Source organism: Sphingobacterium sp. 1.A.4 (assembly GCF_002734245.1).
In the GTDB taxonomy this organism is placed as follows: Bacteria; Bacteroidota; Bacteroidia; order Sphingobacteriales; family Sphingobacteriaceae; genus Sphingobacterium; species Sphingobacterium tenebrionis.
Genome location: NZ_PEAZ01000063.1, coordinates 131,555 through 149,254 on the forward strand (window position 1 = coordinate 131,555; position 17,700 = coordinate 149,254).

Annotated in this window: 16 protein-coding genes; 7 read left to right on the top strand and 9 right to left on the bottom strand. The window is 40.8% G+C overall.

Features of this window, described 5'->3' with window-relative positions; all coding sequences use genetic code 11:
- Positions 1–36: 36 nt before the first annotated feature.
- The 4 genes from CRJ00_RS11055 to CRJ00_RS11070 are packed head-to-tail and all read right to left on the bottom strand — an operon-like array spanning position 37 to position 3,265.
- Complete coding sequence (locus CRJ00_RS11055) at positions 37–1,008, bottom strand: YihY/virulence factor BrkB family protein (protein WP_099366928.1); 972 nt, start codon at positions 1,006–1,008, stop codon at positions 37–39.
- Positions 1,008–1,418, bottom strand: a complete 411-nt coding sequence (locus CRJ00_RS11060) for an acyl-CoA thioesterase (protein ID WP_099366929.1) — start codon at positions 1,416–1,418, stop codon at positions 1,008–1,010. Before CRJ00_RS11060 ends, CRJ00_RS11055 begins: the two co-directional genes overlap by 1 nt.
- Before the next feature lie 4 nt (positions 1,419–1,422).
- A complete protein-coding gene (mltG, locus tag CRJ00_RS11065; protein WP_099366930.1) occupies positions 1,423–2,466 on the bottom strand; it encodes an endolytic transglycosylase MltG in 1,044 nt (347 codons plus the stop codon).
- A gap of 1 nt (position 2,467) precedes the next feature.
- A complete protein-coding gene (locus CRJ00_RS11070; protein WP_099366931.1) occupies positions 2,468–3,265 on the bottom strand; it encodes a PASTA domain-containing protein in 798 nt (265 codons plus the stop codon).
- Between the two features lie 139 nt (positions 3,266–3,404).
- Between CRJ00_RS11070 and CRJ00_RS11075 the strand changes: the two genes are divergently transcribed.
- Positions 3,405–4,403, top strand: coding sequence for a D-alanine--D-alanine ligase family protein (locus CRJ00_RS11075; RefSeq protein WP_099366932.1), 999 nt, complete (start codon positions 3,405–3,407; stop codon positions 4,401–4,403).
- An 81-nt stretch (positions 4,404–4,484) separates the two neighbouring features.
- Entirely contained in the window at positions 4,485–5,732 is a 1,248-nt protein-coding gene (locus tag CRJ00_RS11080) for an acyloxyacyl hydrolase (protein ID WP_099366933.1), read from the top strand.
- A gap of 536 nt (positions 5,733–6,268) precedes the next feature.
- Here CRJ00_RS11080 and CRJ00_RS11095 read toward each other — a convergent pair.
- Positions 6,269–8,926 (bottom strand): M14 family metallopeptidase, encoded by a 2,658-nt coding sequence (locus CRJ00_RS11095; protein ID WP_099366935.1) that lies wholly within the window; start codon positions 8,924–8,926, stop codon positions 6,269–6,271.
- 133 nt (positions 8,927–9,059) lie between these two features.
- On the opposite strand from CRJ00_RS11095, the gene CRJ00_RS11100 reads away from it, so the two are divergent.
- Together CRJ00_RS11100 and CRJ00_RS11105 are read left to right on the top strand one after the other, a co-directional pair.
- On the top strand, positions 9,060–9,920 hold the full coding sequence (locus CRJ00_RS11100) for an N-acetylglucosamine kinase (RefSeq protein WP_099366936.1): 861 nt from the start codon (positions 9,060–9,062) through the stop codon (positions 9,918–9,920).
- An 11-nt stretch (positions 9,921–9,931) separates the two neighbouring features.
- The gene (locus CRJ00_RS11105; protein WP_099366937.1) at positions 9,932–10,444 is read left to right on the top strand and encodes a glutathione peroxidase; all 513 of its coding nucleotides are present in this window, start codon (positions 9,932–9,934) and stop codon (positions 10,442–10,444) included.
- 106 nt (positions 10,445–10,550) lie between these two features.
- Here CRJ00_RS11105 and CRJ00_RS11110 read toward each other — a convergent pair whose 3' ends face one another.
- A complete protein-coding gene (locus CRJ00_RS11110) occupies positions 10,551–11,141 on the bottom strand; it encodes a thymidine kinase (RefSeq protein ID WP_099366938.1) in 591 nt (196 codons plus the stop codon).
- 154 nt (positions 11,142–11,295) lie between these two features.
- Between CRJ00_RS11110 and CRJ00_RS11115 the strand changes: the two genes are divergently transcribed.
- On the top strand, positions 11,296–12,627 hold the full coding sequence (locus CRJ00_RS11115) for a hypothetical protein (RefSeq protein WP_099366939.1): 1,332 nt from the start codon (positions 11,296–11,298) through the stop codon (positions 12,625–12,627).
- A 126-nt stretch (positions 12,628–12,753) separates the two neighbouring features.
- On the opposite strand, the gene CRJ00_RS11120 is transcribed toward CRJ00_RS11115, so the two are convergent.
- Complete coding sequence (locus CRJ00_RS11120) at positions 12,754–13,245, bottom strand: hypothetical protein (RefSeq protein WP_099366940.1); 492 nt, start codon at positions 13,243–13,245, stop codon at positions 12,754–12,756.
- A gap of 114 nt (positions 13,246–13,359) precedes the next feature.
- Between CRJ00_RS11120 and CRJ00_RS11125 the strand changes: the two genes are divergently transcribed.
- Complete coding sequence (locus CRJ00_RS11125) at positions 13,360–13,677, top strand: YbaB/EbfC family nucleoid-associated protein (protein WP_099366941.1); 318 nt, start codon at positions 13,360–13,362, stop codon at positions 13,675–13,677.
- Between the two features lie 19 nt (positions 13,678–13,696).
- Positions 13,697–14,380 carry a metal-dependent hydrolase gene (locus CRJ00_RS11130; protein WP_099366942.1) on the top strand — a complete coding sequence of 228 codons (684 nt, stop codon included), beginning with the start codon at positions 13,697–13,699 and terminating at the stop codon, positions 14,378–14,380.
- A 197-nt stretch (positions 14,381–14,577) separates the two neighbouring features.
- On the opposite strand, the gene CRJ00_RS11135 is transcribed toward CRJ00_RS11130, so the two are convergent.
- Together CRJ00_RS11135 and CRJ00_RS11140 are read right to left on the bottom strand one after the other, a co-directional pair.
- Positions 14,578–15,438 carry an N-acetylglucosamine kinase gene (locus CRJ00_RS11135; RefSeq protein ID WP_099366943.1) on the bottom strand — a complete coding sequence of 287 codons (861 nt, stop codon included), beginning with the start codon at positions 15,436–15,438 and terminating at the stop codon, positions 14,578–14,580.
- Positions 15,439–15,683: 245 nt separating this feature from the next.
- Positions 15,684–17,399, bottom strand: a complete 1,716-nt coding sequence (locus CRJ00_RS11140) for an MFS transporter (RefSeq protein WP_099366944.1) — start codon at positions 17,397–17,399, stop codon at positions 15,684–15,686.
- Between the last annotated feature and the right edge of the window lie 301 nt (positions 17,400–17,700).

A 17,700-nucleotide genomic window follows, 5' to 3' on the forward strand; every position in this document is an offset into this window, starting at 1 on the left:
TTAATTAAAAAGCCAAATAAATTAACAAGATGGTATTTAAGTATTGTTTGGTTTAAAAGAGTTGTACACCCTTGGCTTTACAATTTTAATACTTTGTTTTGATAAAGCAATACTGGCATTCAATTCAAAGCCAATAATAAGTATTAATGCGTTAATATACATCCAGATCATCACTACGATCAATGTTCCGATGGATCCATACAGTTTGTTATAGGCCCCAAAGTTGTTGATGTAGAAGGTGAAAAGAGAGAAGGAAAGCATGGCCAAAAGGGTGGCTAAAGTAGCTCCCGGGGTGAAAAGTTTCCATTTTTTTGTAGAGGATGGTCCAAATTTATAGATCAAACTGACGGTAAAAAAGTAGATACTGAAGAGAATCAGCCATTGCGCGATCTTGATCAGGGTGGCCCAAAAATATTTTAGGTCGTAGTCGATATGTGTTTTTAGGTAGTTGATGAAGTAGTTGGAACCCGCGTATAGTGCTATGCCAACCACCAGGGCAAGGACGATAGCGAAAACCAAGCCTAAGGCGATAACCCGTCGTTGTAGCCAGGTCCTCGATTCTTTGGAAAGCGCAGCTTTATTGAAGGTCATCATCAAGGTGGTCATCCCGTTGGTGGAGAAGAAAGTGACCAATACAAATACCACCGACAATAACCCACTGTTCTGTCTTTTGATGATATCGATCAATGTAGTCTGTAATACCTCAAAGGCATTGTTCGGCAAAGCCAATTGGATCAGGTCCAGCAATTGTTCCTGAAAATTATCGACCGGGATATAGGGAATCAAGGTGAACAGGAAGATAATCCCAGGAAATACCGCCAACATAAAGTTATAGGCGAGGGAAGAAGCTTTGTTCAGAATGGATTCCCGGGCTATTTCTTGGAAGAAAAATACGAGTACGGTGTAAAGTGGCAACTTCCCAAAACCAGGTAGGGTGGCCCCTTTAGACCATTCTATCAAACGGTCATACGGCCTTACACGAAGAAGTTGTTGGTGTACTTTTTTCATTATCCTCCAAAAAATGGAGCCATTTTATCAACGAAAACCTGTGGTGGTTTGCAGGGTCTACCTTTTTCCATATCAACAAATACCAATTGGGTGAATCCAGTGTTCAGCAATTCGCCCGCTTCGTTAAATAGCTCGTATTCAAATTTAATCCGAATACCTGGTTTTTCCCTAATATAAATATTTATTGTGATCAAATCATCATACTTGGCAGCCTTTATGTATTTGCTGCTCAAGTCTGTAACGGGTAGCATGACGCCCATATCCTCCAATTCCTTATAGGAAACACCGGTACTACGCAACATTTCCGTACGTGCTACTTCGTAATAGGAAGCATAGTTACCATAATAAACATAACCCATTTGATCCGTTTCGGCATACCTGACCCGGATTTGATGTTGGTAGGAGAACATAACCTTATTTTTTGATATTTCTTTCGTCCAATGCTTTTTGGAATTTCCGTGCGTTCACCAAATGTTCTGCAACGGTTTCTGCAAATAAATGGTATCCGGAGAAATCATCTTTCGCACACATATAGATATAGTTATGATGGTCGTAGTTCAATACCCCATCAATAGAGGCGATACTTGGCATCATGATTGGCCCTGGAGGCAATCCCTTATACCGGTAAGTGTTGTATGGATTATCAATGGTTAAATGTCTGTTCAGCACCCTGCGGATGGTAAAGTCGTTGTTTGCGAAGATTACTGTAGGATCGGCCTGCAATAACATTCCTTTCTTCAAACGATTAAGGTACAGCCCTGCAATCTTCGGCATTTCATCCACGTGCAGTGCTTCTCCTTTAACGATGGAAGCCAGCACACTGACTTCTTGCGTGGTCAGGTTCAATGCTGCTGCTTTGGCCTTACGGTCATCATTCCAGAATTTGGTGTACTCCTTAGCAAAACGATCGATGATCTCCTTAGGATCGGTGTTCCAGTAGATTTCATAGGTGTTCGGAATGAACATACTAAAGAAGTTATCTTTCGTGAAACCGTATTTTGTTGCCAATTGCTCATCGTTCAATAGCTGAAGGAAGGCGGTGGAATCCGCTTCAAATTCTCTGCCCAATAAACCTGCGAAATTTTCTTTTAAACGGATGTTCTGAAACCTGAATTTAACGGCTTCCTGATATCCTCCGCGAAGATTTCCAATGAATCTGCGATTGGAAAGGTCTTTAGATAATTTGTATTTACCGGCTTTGATACCTGCGGATTTCAGGTCCATAAATTTTGCTGCATATTGAAACAATGCCGGATTACTGACTACCCCTTCACTTTCTATCCGCTTCATCACTTCCTCATAAGGCTCGTTGCTCTTTACATAAAAGTAAGGCTCATCGGTGGCGATGGATGGTGCCATGAAAGTGAAATAGGCAAAACCTGCAGCGGTTAATCCTATGATCAATACGATAATTCCAATAAATAAAGGAAGGCTCGATTTTTTTCTGTTCTCTGCCATGTTATGGGTTTAGCGGGGTTGGAGTTTCGGGTGCTACTTCTTTTGGTTTGGACATGATCACATGGATCGCCGAACCGATGGAAATAATTCTTGCGCTGGTGTCTGGACTTTGGCTTTCGATGATCGCATTCAGGGAGTCGTTGGAGCCATCTGCGAATTTAACAGAACCCAGTACCAACCCTACGCCAGCCAAAGCAAATTTTGCTTCGATTAAAGGCAATCCGACCAGGTTAGGGATTTCTACCTCACTATCACCACGGCCATTTCCAAGAATCAAGGAGATCTTCGATCCCTTAGGAACCATTCTTCCCGCACGTAACGGCTGTCCGGCAAATTTAACATCCAATACCAAATCTCTAGCAATATCATTGATATAGGTCGTGTCCGCAATTTTCAAGGAATGGTTTTTCAGGATAGCCGAAGCCTCGATATAGGTCTTGTCGATCACTTCTGGGAAAGCAATTTCCGGTGCAGATTGAGTAATGATCGTCAGATAGATCGTCCGACCGCCTTTAACATGCGATTTAGGATCTGGATCCTGATCGATGACCAAGCCTGGTTTTGCATCCATCTGATAGATGGAGTCTATTTCATATTCTAAGCCTGCCTTATCCAAGATACTTAAGGCTTCATTGATATGTAGGCCTTTCAGCACTGGAACCTCCTGGGAGTCCCCATGTTTGGTGTAAATTTTCAGTCCAAAATAAATAAGGATGAACAGGACAATCAAGAAGATTATAGACCCGATAAGGTTTTTCCTGAAAGTGGCTGTCCTCAGGTATAAAAAGAGTTTCGACATCGATCTGTTGCTTTTTTAGTGTTGCACTATCAATATTAATTCCATTTTTTAGAATTTTCGAATTATCGATAGAATATAAGGGCAAAAATATTCGTTTTTCCTCGTATCTCAAATTATATTTGTTTCTTCAATGAATAATATGAAAACTAAAGTAGCCTTAATTACGGGTGGGTATACCGGAGAAGCCGAAGTTTCCTTCAAAAGCTCCGCTTTTGTGTACTCCCAATTGGATAAAGAAAAATATGAAGTGTATCCCATTGCCATTAATTTGGATGGTTGGTATTATACCGATGATCAAGGAAACAGGCATGAGATAGATAGACAGGATTTTTCTTTGGACATTAACGGCAAGATCAATTTTGATGTGGCATTTATCATCTTGCACGGTACACCCGGAGAGGATGGAAGGATACAAGGTTATTTCGATATGATCGGATTACCTTATACCAGCTGCAGCGCATTGACCTCTGCTTTGACCATGAATAAAGGCTATACCAAAGCGATCATCCAAGATATCCCTCAATTATACGTAGCAAAATCGGTATTACTTTTTGAAGCGCATCGTGCAGATGCTTTTAATACTGTTAAGGAAAAATTAGTGCTGCCTTTATTTGTGAAGCCGAATGCTGGTGGTAGTAGCATCGGGATGAGCAAAGTGAAATCCTGGGATGCTCTCCAAGAGGCCTTGGATAATGCTTATGATGCGGAGAATACCGGAAAGCAGGTTCTTGTAGAAGAATTTGTGGTAGGACGGGAATTTTCCCAAGGCATTTACCGCAATCCACAGGGCGAACTGCAGGTGTTGCCGGCTACAGAAGTCCGAACCACCCGCGAGTTTTTTGATTTTGAGGCGAAATATACCCCAGGACTGACCGAGGAGATTACACCAGCCGATCTGAATGCTGATCAGAAAAGCCGAGCTGATGAAATCATCAAGGAAATATATATCCGGTTGAACTGCAGTGGGATGGTAAGAGTGGATTTTTTCCTGGAGAATGAAACCGATAAATTCTTTTTTATTGAGATCAATACGGTCCCAGGTCAGACTCCGCAGAGCTTTATTCCGCAACAGGTAAGGGCATCTGATAGAACGGAAACTGCTTTTTACGGCGAATTGATCGAAGCTGCGCTAAAATAGCGGAATTTAGCCGCCATATTTAAGGATTTTTAACCTTGCTTTAGGATTTATTTGGTTATTTTTGATTGTTAACCATTTAAAATGACTCGATTATTCTACCGGATAATTTACTTGTTTGTTATTTTCTGTTCCCAAGGATTTGTGTTTGCCCAGGATAGTCTTATCCAACAGCCAATTCAAAGGGAGACCATTATGCAAGGGGGCTACAAAAACCTGATCAGTATCGATTTTCGGGCGGCAAAAGTCATTCCTACCGCCCCTTTTTACAAAGGGATGGACAACGATTATTCGCTCTCCGAAAAAGGTGTCTCCGCTCACCTGCAATATGCATTTGGTCTGCCTGAAGGTTCCTTTGGGAATTGTATTTTCCCCCAGACCAGCCAGGGAATTGGCTTAGCTTATTTTAATTATGGAAATGGAAAGGAATTAGGGAATCCTATGGCGGGGTATATTTTCCAGAATGCGGAGATCCTACGGTTAAACCAATTACTGGGTCTGCATTATGAATGGAATTTTGGCCTATCCACGGGTTGGAAATATTTCGATACGCATGAAAATCCAAAAAATGTAATTATTGGTTCCAAGGAGAATGCCTATATCAATGCGGGTCTTTTTCTGCGTTGGTATTTAGCGAAGCGCTTAGCTCTGAATACGGGCTTTGATTTCACCCATTTTTCCAATGGAAATACGGAATATCCCAATTCCGGATTCAATACCAGCAGCTTTCGGTTAGGCTTACAATATGACCTTTCGAAAAAACTTCCGAACGCGGAAAAATGGCGGATGAAGAAGCAAATCCCAGCCTTTGAAAGGCATTGGAGCTATGATGTGGTGGCTTTTGGATCCTGGCGTAGGAAAGGAGTTTATTTCATAGGGAATCAGATTGCTTCGCCACACCGTTACCCAGTTTTGGGGGTATATATTGCACCCATGTATAACTTTGGGTATCGCGTCCGAGCGGGAGCATCCCTGGACCTGATCCATGATGGTAGTGCTAATGTGTATACCAAAGACTATATCGTAGGAACGGAACAGCAATTCTTTAAGCCTTATTGGAAAGAACAGATTGCAGCGGGAGTGTCAGCAAGAGCAGATTATATCATGCCGATATTTACACTGAGTATAGGATTGGGAACACATTTCATTAATCGTGAAGGGGATTTTAAGGGTACATACCAAAGTTTTGCCCTGAAAACAGGTGTGAGCAAAAGTGCATTTCTGCATGTTGGCTATTCCATCAAAGATTTTCATGAGCCTAATTACTTGATGTTAGGCCTGGGATACCGATTCAATAATAGAAGAAATTCCTTATTATCAATTGTCAAGTGATTAGGACCTGAGTCCCTTAAAATAGGATAAAATAGGTTTAAGTTCGTGGTTTAAGTAGGTTTAAACCATGGTATAAGTAGGTGTTTAGTATGCTTGACATACATTTTACATACTTTCACATTGCTTTCACCTTGGTTTTAGGAAGAACCAAACTGGTCTTACTTGAGTTTCCAAACTTTGTTTTGAATGTAAATTTAAAATTGAATTTCCCAATTTGGGAATTGATTTCTATCTTTTACTATGAATATGATAAAAATAGAAGGAAGCAAAATTTAGAAAGATGTAATTAAAACCAATTAAAACAGAAAGGGATTACTTTCAATCTTTAGAAAGACTTGAAGTAATTTTTGATGCAAAACTAGGAACAAGAGAAGGTGATGAATTGGAAATTTTAGGAATTTTATTAGAAAAGTATGAAGATGAACATTTCCCAATTGAACTTCTAAGCTCAATCAATAAAAAAGAAAATTATCTTTCATAAAAAGAGCTGCTAATTTTAAGATAGCAGCTCTTTTTATCATTAAAGGATTAAAAACCTATTGCAATTGGTTGAATAAGAATTTAAAAGTCCCGTGTGTTTGCGCCCTGAAGTTGATGTCATTACCAAAGGAAACCAATTTTCCTTTGCCAATATTCGTTTCAAAGGCCAAAACACCATCCTTTAGATATTTTTCTCCCCAAGACCAACCTGATTTTAATACCTTTTCACTATCAAACCAGATCAACGGTGTAATATCCTTATTGGTGATCTTATAAAGGTTGTCATTGGAATAATAAAGATCAATCTGATCCGCATATCCCCAGGTGCTCGGCACACCCGAATTTACTTTTGCTGTCAATACAGAACCTGGAGTATAGAATTCCGTTCTTTTCAAAGGCACTTTGTTTTGATCGACCAATGCATCTTCCACGCCCAATTTAAGGTGTTCAGCAAGATCGGAACTGTTGCCTATCGTGATTACCTTGCCGCCTTTTTCCATAAATTCCTGCAAGACAGGGATGGATTTATCGGCGCTCAATCTGCCCCAACGATTCTTATACTCTGCCGGAATATGGTCAGGCATCGCCATTTCTCCTCTATTCCCAGGTCGAGTTGTTGTGGAAGTTCCAAATCTTGGGATCGCTCCACCAGGGAAGATCAAGACATCAAACTTACTGTTCAGATTGCCCTTGTCGATATCCGCAGGGAAGACCAGTTCGAAATTATAATGATGCTGTTCCAGATTGAACCTTAACCAGCCCGAAGCCATAGAACCTCCATAGGTATCCCATAAACCAATCCGAAGGGATTTTAATGGTTTTACACTTTTTGGAAGTGCATTGGCGCCTGCAGCATCAAAGGTAAGGGTCATATTTCCCTTGTTCTCGATATAGAAATCTCCTGAAACCTGATCACGCCAAACCTTGCCTTTATTGTTCAGTTGTTGGTTGGCGATCTTATAGCTGTCATTGATCTCCGCTGGCAATTTAACGAATTTGCCAACCGGTTTTTTGCTGTTCAAAAGGGAGATCTGCTCACCGAGGTTCAGGTCCTGGAATGGACCATTGAAATCTTCCAATATGCGATCGAACTTAATATCCATCAGGTAAGCCAAAGTCCATCCTGCTGCATCGTAAGGAGGGATCGGAGGACCTCCTGGGTATTCGAAATCATCAGGGTGGTCCTGTGGTTCGAACATATCCAGGATATGCGGACGGAAAGCCTGATTGGTTTTGATCACATAACTTCCGGCAGGGTAGGATGTGCCATTGACGGTAAAATCAGCCGTTGCCTGTTTAACTTCGATGCCGTTTTGGATCAACGCATTGAGGAATTTTTTGGCCGTACTGAAGTCCTTTTGGTCGGACGGAAGAATATATCCCCTTGGATCCCGCAGGTTTTTATTCCCGAACAAGGTCTCCAAACTTCTTTTTTCGAAACCACGGGTCATTTCTCTGTTGGAGGAAATGTTGCTCCCTTTCATGGCCGAATCAATCAAAGCTACTTTACTCGGTGATAATGGCCAGAAATCCTTTGATCCTCGTTCAATCGAGTTGCGCCCCATCCGATAGATGTTATATAACACCTCATCTTTATAGCGAGCCGCATAGCCCATAACCGCATAGTTCAGCGAAACGGAGTAATCAATGGATTGTTGGAAATGCCATTTCTGTGGGATGACAGGGTTTTGGGTATCACTGGATGGAATTAACCTTTTGGATACCAATGGAATTTCATAAGGTGTGGGATTTCCGATGATTTCGGTCAATAAACCGATCATGTTGTGGAAATAGGTGGTAGTTCGTAGGCCGCCATTATACCAGGTGGAAAAGACCGAACCACCTTTTGCGGTATATCCCGGTTTATTTTCGGCGTTCAGCCTGGAGGACATGGCTGCTCCAAGGGCATCGATTCCCGACATCAGCAAAGGATCGAATACATAATTGAAAGGATCCCGATAGGGTGCTCCAGCCACCACTGCTCCAGCAGGTGCAGTTTGATGATGGTTGTACATGATCTGTGGGTTCCAATCGATGAACAATTGCCGTGCAATGTTCTGGCTTTCCTTAAGGTTGAGCATAAAGAAATCTCGATTGTTATCATGCCCAGCATATTTTTGGTAGAGGACAGGAATCAGACTGGTGCTTCTTTTCTGCGGGTCAGTATGGCGCATATACCAATCGCCTACCAGTTCATGGCCATCGGGATTGGCATGTGTCATTAATATGATCGAATTATCCAAGATCCTTTTGGTCTCTTCATCGTTTGCAGACGCTAAGAGATAGGCCGTTTGGATCAATTGGTGGGTAGCCACCACTTCGGTGGAATGTAGACCGCCATCAATCCACACCACGGATTTTCCCTCTTTCGCTAATTGCTTAGCGGCTTCTTCCGAGATCTTTGCCTTCGCCATATCCGTAGCGATCTTCTGGTACTTCGTGAGTTCCTTTAGGTTCTCCGGCGAACTGATGATGAGCATGATCTGGTCTCTACCTTCTTCGGTTTTACCGATCACCTGTAGCTTTACCCGATTGGATTGCTGAGCCAGTTTTTTGAAATAGGCTTCTGTTTGGGTATAGTTCGTTAGTTGATAATCATCTCCGATATTAAATCCAAAATGCGATTTCGGATGGCTGACTTCCTGGGCCTGTACCGATTGGAAAGCAAGTAAGGCTGTAGCGATCAACCAAAAAGGTTTTCGAAATTTTATCATAATTAGAAAGGGTTAAATAATCCTCATAAAGATAGAAAAGGATTATGAAATGCCTCTTTATTTATCCGTATAAAATGCACTTTCACGATAATATTACATTTCGTATATTTGGGTTTGATGAGAATTAAATAATATGATTTTAGTTGCAGATAGTGGTTCATCAAGATCCGATTGGATGCTCCATCTTCCAGATAGTAAACCCTTAAGTTTTAGTACCAAAGGCCTTAATCCATTTTTTGTGAGTGAAAAGGAAATCGCTAATACCCTTTCCGGTGTTCCCGAGATCATTCCCTATATCAATGAGATCAATGAAGTATATTTCTTTGGTGCGGGATGCTCTACTCCAGATCGTAGGGAGTTGGTATCCAATGCCTTGTCGGAGATTTTTCCCAGTTCTTATGTGGCTGTAGAAAGCGATCTGCTGGGCTCTGCCTATGCTACTTTTGGTTCGGGCAAAGGCCTGATCTCGAATTTAGGAACAGGGTCGGACATCAGCTATTTTGATGGTGAAGGTTTGTCCACAAGCATCCACGGGATCGGTTATGTGTTGGGGGATGAAGGTTCGGGTGCCTGGTTCGGTAAACAATTGATAACTGCTTACCTCTACGAATCCATGCCCAGGGATCTGATGCGTATTTTCCAGGAAGTGCATCCGATTACCAAGGATATCATTATCAAGAATGTCTACCAAAGGGATCGTCCGAATGCGTATTTGGCAAGTTTTGCGAAATTCATGGGGGATAACCGATCGCATCCATTTATCGATAACCTGTTGAGGAATGGTTTTGATGAATTTGTGCGGACAAATATCATGACTTATCCTAATTTCTGGGAATATGAATGTCATTTTGTGGGTCAGATAGCCTATAATTTTGATATCCATTTGCGGGAGGTGTGTAATCTACATGGGGTTAAGATTGGCACGATTTTGAAGAATCCTATAGAGCAGCTTTTTCATTTTGTGGTGAATAGGGAGCTGAATGTTGAAATATAAAATTTAAAAAGATGATTTATTCGATATTAATGGTTTTTACCATGCTGTTCAATCAGCCGACGGTTTATGATTATAGCTTTAAGACCTTGGATGGGAAGAAAGTTTCCTTGTCTGAGTTCAAGGGCAAGCAGATTTTGATCGTTAATACGGCTTCAAAATGTGGTTTTACCAAGCAGTATAAGGAACTACAGGAGTTATCTGATAAGTATGGAAAGGATTTGGTCGTGATTGGTTTTCCTTCGGATAATTTTAAAGGCCAGGAATTTGATAGCAATGCAGAAATTGCAGCCTTTTGTGAGGAGAATTATGGCGTGAAATTTTTGTTGTCGGAAAAGGTGGATGTGACAGGGGAGAAGATGATCCCGTTGTTCAAGTATCTGACAACTGCAAAGAACCCTGATTTTACCGGAGCAATCAATTGGAATTTTGAGAAGTTTTTGATTGGTAAGGATGGGAAATTAGCGCATAGGTATAGGTCGAAGGTTACGCCTTTGGATGAAAGTATTGTGAAGGAGTTGAAGTAACTCTACCGTCATTGCGAGGAACGAAGCAATCTTTACACTAATCCAAAGATTGCTTCGTCGTACCTCCTCGCAATGACGTATAATGCCTTGCCTTGGCCTATCCAACCTAACAATCCTCATCTTCCAATCCAAAATAACAGCCCCTACACCTCGGCTCATATTTATCCTTCTCGCCAAGCAAAACCCTAGCATCATCCAATTGCGTCCGATAGGAATAATTCGCTGGCGCGCCACATTGCACACATACCGCATGCACCTTTGTCACATCCTCTGCTATCGCCATTAAATTTGGTATCGGACCAAAGGGTTGTCCCAAATAATCCATATCCAAACCCGCTACAATAACCCTGATCCCTCGATTCGCCAATTCCTCACAGACATTCGGTAGTTCCTCATCAAAGAATTGAGCCTCATCAATCCCCACCACTTTCGTTTCATTACTCAACAACAAAATTGCTGAAGAATGGGAAACCGGCGTAGAAGGAATCGCATTGCTATCGTGCGAAACCACTTCATTAGCGCCATATCTAATATCGATTTCCGGTTTGAAAATCTCCACCGGTAATTTGGCAAATTGAGCCCTTTTTAGCCTCCGAATCAACTCCTCCGTTTTTCCAGAAAACATCGATCCACAGATCACTTCGATACTGCCAATACAATCTCTTCTACGGTGAAAATTATGTTCAGAAAATAACATCATAGGACTTCGTTTTGCTTACGAATATCAGAATAAAATCCTATTTTTGATTGAGCATCATCGAATAAAAAATCAAACTTAGTCAAACTCAGTTGGTTTGTTTTTTGTTCATATAGAAGAACAAGATAGAATAATAAAGGATCAAAACAGCATTATGGCTTATAAAGAACAAGATATTTTAGGTAAAATCGGCGACTTATTGGTGGAGATCAATGAGCAGTACGCTTCATTGGATGGGAATCAAATTTCAGGACATCGGACAGAGATCCTTTTATTGGCCGCTCAGGCAAAATATTTGGCAGCACACCTTGATGTATTGGCCAACCTACAAGTAGAAAAAGACCCTCGATTATTGGCTGCTTCACCGGTTTCAAATGAACCTGTGCAAGGTGAGTCTACGAAAGACCAGTCTACAAAAGAGGATTCTTCGAATGTTGAATCTGCAAAAGAGGAAGATACTGTTTTTACACCGGCGGTTCAGGTGGATGAACATGAAGCGGATGATCAACCGGTCGTAAATGAGATTCAGGAAGTGGAGGCTGATGGAAATATTGAAGCAGAAACAGCAACAGAAAACCCAGATGCAGTAAAAACTGAAAAAGAAGAGGTATCGAATAATGATGCTCCTGTGATAGAGGAATACGACGAAGAGATTCCATTCTCCAGTACCTTTGGAGCGAAGAGCAACAAAGAAAATGATGCGGTAGTAGAGGAATATCAAGAGGAAGAAGAAAAAGAACAAACAACGGTAAAATCTGAGGAGGAGGGTAAGGATTCTGAGCAAGATTTAGAAAACCCTGAAGAAGATAATAAGCAGGAAGGGGAAACCGACGCTGATAAAGAAGAATTAGCGGAGGCAAGTACTTCCATAACGGATTCTCTGCAATCTCCAGTACATACTTCAAGCTCCAATTACACTTCCGTAAGACCAGCTTATGAAGAAGAAGCTAAGGAAGAGTCCAAAGTTGAAGCTAAGGAAGAATCTAAAGAAGTGCCAAAAGAAGAAACAACTCCTGAAAGATCCTCGTCAATCTCCTCTGAACCGGTGGTAAACCAGGTTCGCATTGAGGAAAAAGAGGTAAGGATTGAGGAACCGGCGGAAAAAGAGGTGACGTTGAATGATCTTGCCAAACAAGCAGAGGCGAAACCAAGTCGTCCATTGACATTGAACGAACTCATCCAACAACAGAAACGTGCTGGATTGACAAATGTGCAGCAGTTCAATACGTCTGCTAGCCGAGGTTCAGAAACGGTGGTAGATCTTAAAACAGCAGTCAGCTTGAACGATAAGCTCATGTTCATCAAAGATCTTTTCAACGGATATAGCTTAGCTTATTCCGAAGCGATCGAGTTACTGAACAGGTTTGATAATTTTGCGGAGGCAGATGCCTTTTTGCAGACCAATTATGCGCTCAAAAATAATTGGGCAACCAAACCGCAAACGGTAGAGAAATTATATTCCATCTTAAGAAAGAAGTTCGTTTAACAACGAAGGAAATAAGTTGATCCGTATAAGGATTATGTCCAAATAAGGATCATATCCAATAAAAAGAGGTCGGTCGCTATCAAGCAACCGACCTCTTTTGGTTATTTAAAATATTAAATCCTTAGTTTATAGCTCGAATTTCATCCAATGGTTCCCTTCATGCCCATAGATGAAATATTTGGATTGCACGATCTCGGCAAGGATCTCTATATCCTGCAAATAATCTGATCGTTGGGAACCAAAAGCTGGCTTTTGGATAATGTATACCTGATTATTTTCAACAGCCTTGCTTCCTTGGTATTGGGTGCTCAACAAGGTAGGCAACTTACTTAGGAAATCAGGGCTTTCCTGAATGAAAATCAAAATATCAATTTCAGCAAGATCATTTTCCAAACCTGCTTTCCTTCCACCGGCAACAGCCAAGATCTCTTCCAGGTAATCCGGTTCGATCTGCGAAGTGGATAAGTTCTGGATAAGCACCACTGGTCTGCTTTCCATAGGGATGAATTTTAGCTTATGGATAAGGATATTGATCTCCTCTTCGAGGGTTTCGTGTGCTTGTGGGTTGGTAGATGCTAAGTTGTCCGCTAATGCGGTATAATGTTTTAAATGATCCATTCTTGGAAAAAATATTGTTGCTGCAAAGGTAAGCAAGCTCGGCAAAAGAACCTATAAAGATTGTCAAGAATCCTAAATTATTCGTATTTTGGATGTTTTAAAAGATAAAATCATATGTTCGATAAGTTATTTGAAGCGCAACAACGTGCAAAGGAGATTAAAGAGAGATTAGACCATATTTCCGTATCTGGAGATGCTGAGGGTGGTAAAATACGTGTCATTGCAACGGCAAATAAGGAGATCAAGGAGGTGAAGATCGATCCGGAGTTTTTGGCAGAGGCAGATCAGGAAGAGTTGGAAGAATTGTTGATCGTAGCGATCAATAAGGCCTTAACCCAAGCTGAGAACATCAGTCAGTCGGAAATGCAGGCAGCTTCCCAAGATCTTTTAGGAGGATTGGGCGGATTAGGGAACTTGTTCGGAAATAAATAATTATTCAAAAGGATTTAAGATGAAATATACCTATTATGGACATGCCTGTTTTGAATTTGATTTCGATGGGACGAAAGTCCTATTGGATCCTTTCATAACCTATAACCCCATTGCTAAAGAGGTGAAGGCAGAAGATTTGGCTCCAGATTATATTTTCCTAACGCATGGACATGAAGATCATGTGGCGGATATGGTAACTGTCCAGAAGAAGAAGAATGCGACAGTGGCGGCAATTGTGGAGACGGCTGCTTGGGTAAAGAACCAAGGTGTGCCTGCTGAAAAAGTGATTGACTTTAATCTGGGCGGAACTCTTAATTTGCCATTTGGAAAGGTGAAGATGGTTTTTGCGGCGCATTCTAACAGTACGCCTGACGGAAGTTATGGTGGATTTCCTGTAGGATTTGTGTTTTTTGTCAAAGGGAAGACTATATATGTATCTGGTGATACAGCATTGACGATGGAGATGAAGTTATTGGAGAGGTATCAGATGGATTATGCCTTTTTACCAATTGGAGGACATTATACCATGGATGCGGAAGATGCGGTGATAGCCGCGCAGTTTATTAAATGTAAACATGTGGTAGGAACGCATTTCAATTCTTTCCCACCGATAGAAATTGATGAAGTTGCTGTAGAGAAGTTATTCAGTGAAGCTGATGTGGATTTGACTTTGCCAGAGATTGGCAAGAGTTATGAGTTGTAAATAAACGTCATTGCAAAGAACTGAAGAATCATAAAAAAACGTCATTGCGAGGAAGGAAGCAATCTAAAAACGTCATTGCGAGGCACGAAGCAATCTTTCGATTAGTGTAAAGATTGCTTCGTGCCTCGCAATGACGTTTTCCTCGCAATGACGTTTTCCTCGCAATGACGTATATATAGAATAAACTAAACTGTTTATTAAGCGATGCTTTTAGATCTATTGATATGGAATTGTACCAAATCATCAATAGGCGAGCGTAGGATCTTACCCACTTTCATCCCATATTGATCCGCTTTTTCTTCCAATACATTTCTGAAATTATACCCAACCGAACCAATACAATTAAATGTATACGATTGGTAATCTGGATATTTACTCACCAAATTGTTAAAGAAAGCTTCAAACGCATCATCAACAATCTTACGTGTATATTGAATATTTACATTATTATCATAAACAAATTTACTGAAGCTTGCGCAGAAACGGTTTGCTAGAGGTTTCGTATAAACATTGTCCATAATCTCATCTGGAGTCAGTTTATAAGTTTCATAGAACACATCAGAAACATCCTTAGGCATAAGACCACGGATAAAATCTGTCAATAGTTTTTTTCCGATATAGCTACCACTACCTTCGTCTCCTAAAATATATGCTGCAGAATCAATGTTATGGGTGATATCTTTACCGTCGTAAATACAAGTATTGGTACCGGTTCCTAAGATGGCCGCAAATCCAGCCTCTGTACCCAACAGCGCACGAGCAGCTGCCAATAAATCATGTCCTACTTCAACCTTTGCATTTGGAAACACCGCTTGAATGGCTTCTTCCACAATCTTCGCTTTCTCCTCGTTATGTACCCCCGCACCATAATAATTGACCTCGGTGATCTTATCGTATGGAATATCCTGTGGTAAACCTTTCTTTAGGGATGCAACAATGTAATCGCTATCTACAAAATATGGGTTGTAACCTTCGGTGTTGAAATAGATCTTTTTATTAGTATCATCTAACAAACACCAGTTTGTTTTTGTAGACCCTCCATCTGCAATTATTATCATTATTTAATAGTTTTAAAATTAAGTAACTTGTTTTTACGTTTTACAATGGTAATTTTTACTGTATTGTTCCCAAAATACGGGATTTATTACTAAAAATAAGAATTTTTATTGGATATAATCAAAAATTTTGAAGGCCTTTGACTGCTGATTTTAAGCAATAAGCTCATAATTTTTTGATTATGAGCTTATTAACAAAGTGTAAAATTAATATTTACTTAGTGTATATTTTACAATTAGATGGGTGATTAATGCCCTGCTTCTGCTTCAATCTCATCCATATTAATACCTTGCTTGGTTAGGAAATTTTTGACAAGGATAGCAAACAGGATAATATAGGCAAATCCAACCACCGGAATAATATAAGAGTTGTGGATACCAATGATATCAGAAAGTTTTCCTTGGATAGGCGGAATGATACCTCCACCTAAGATCATCATGACCAAGAATGCGGATCCCTGTTCGGTATATTTTCCCAATCCCTGAATGGACAGACTGAAAATCGATCCCCACATAATGGAACAAGCCAATCCACCTGCAAGGAATGAATAGATGGCAATCGTACCTGAAGTCATCAATCCAACCACCATCGCCAAAAGACCGAATGTTCCAAAAATAATCAAGGTACGTACCGGTTTTTCCTTACTGATCAGGAAGGCAACGATCTGAATAGCGACACAAACGATATAATAATATAATACCGACATATCAAACCCTGCTAAGGCATTTACACCAATAATGACGCTAAATGCGATAAGAGGGACAATAATGGTCAGCATCTGTTTTTTGGATTTTGTCAGGTTGAATGCGGAGATCGCGCCTGCCCAACGGCCGATCATCATCCCGCCCCAATACATTGATACATAAGGCGTGATCTGTGAAGATTGCAGACTTCCGAATTCTTCCAAAGTCAATAATTCCCCTAGATTACTTCCGATAGCCACTTCGATACCTACGTAGACAAACAATGCCAACATCCCCAAAACCAATTGTGGGTATTTCATGGCACCCCATCCGGCAGGGTTTTTCTTTGCACTGCCATAGGCGAACAATAAGCCCACAACCACGACCAATAGGGCTCCTAATAACCAGAACATGCGTTTCAGTTCCAAGGAATGTGATAGCATTTCCAATTCAAAAGCTGGGCCTGCATCCCGGCTGGTTTTCACCACTTGCTTTAGGTTCTCGATCTGCAGTGCTTCTGCTGAATTATAACTGGTGAATACAGGAATGAACGCACATAACAACAGAATGGTCATGATAACCAGCGTTGTTCTCGCCTTATTGGCGGCTTCCATCGGTTCCAGGTTATATCCTGCAGGTACTTTCTTGGAGAAATGGAATAGGCCGGCAGCTAATATGAACAATAGTCCTACTCCCACGTATAGATATACAACTTTATTCAAGGGTAAGCTGGCGATCTGGCTGTCTGAAACCGTCTCAAAGGTGCCAAATAATGCAAAACCTATGATCAAGGGACCGATTGTAGTACCGAGAGAATTGATACCACCACCAAGGTTCACCCGGGAAGCTCCCGTTTTAGGGTCGCCCAACAGAACGGCAAATGGGTTTGCAGCCGTTTGCTGAAGTGAAAAACCTAAGGCTACAATAAACAAACCGATCAACATGCCCACATATACATTGACCTCTACGGCCACGATCATGGCCGCTGCGCCCAAAGCCGAGAACAGCAATCCATAAACAATACTCCGTTTATAGCCCCATTTTCCGACCAGGTCCTTCCCGGAGATCGTACCGAAGATAAATAGGAGCAAGGCACCTATATAATAAGCCGTATAAAAGGCAAAGTCGATCAATTGGGATTGAAACTGATCAAGGTGGAAATAATTTTTACAAAAGGGGATGAAAACACTATTTCCGGCGGCTATAAAGCCCCAAAAAAAGAACACCACAATGAGGGTGTATAGTGCTGGGTAATTGGTGTTTGTTTGTTGGTTATTCATATCAAATAGCGTTGATTTATGATTATCTACCTACAAATAAAGAATTAATTTTTGATTTTTCTCAAAAATTTAACGGATGCTAAAACATTTTACTAAATGAATTTGTATTAGAAATTGGTAAAAATGGTAAAAAAAACCTATTTTTCTTTTGAATTTACATTTTATCTTTTTTACTTTGTGGCGGTTCTAAAAATTGTCTTTCATCAGGGTAAAAGGAAAATCACTTAAAGGATCGTCAGTTACCTGACTTCAAGTCTTAGAAATAGCGAAGTCCTGAAAGATAAATTTCAATAAAAATAAA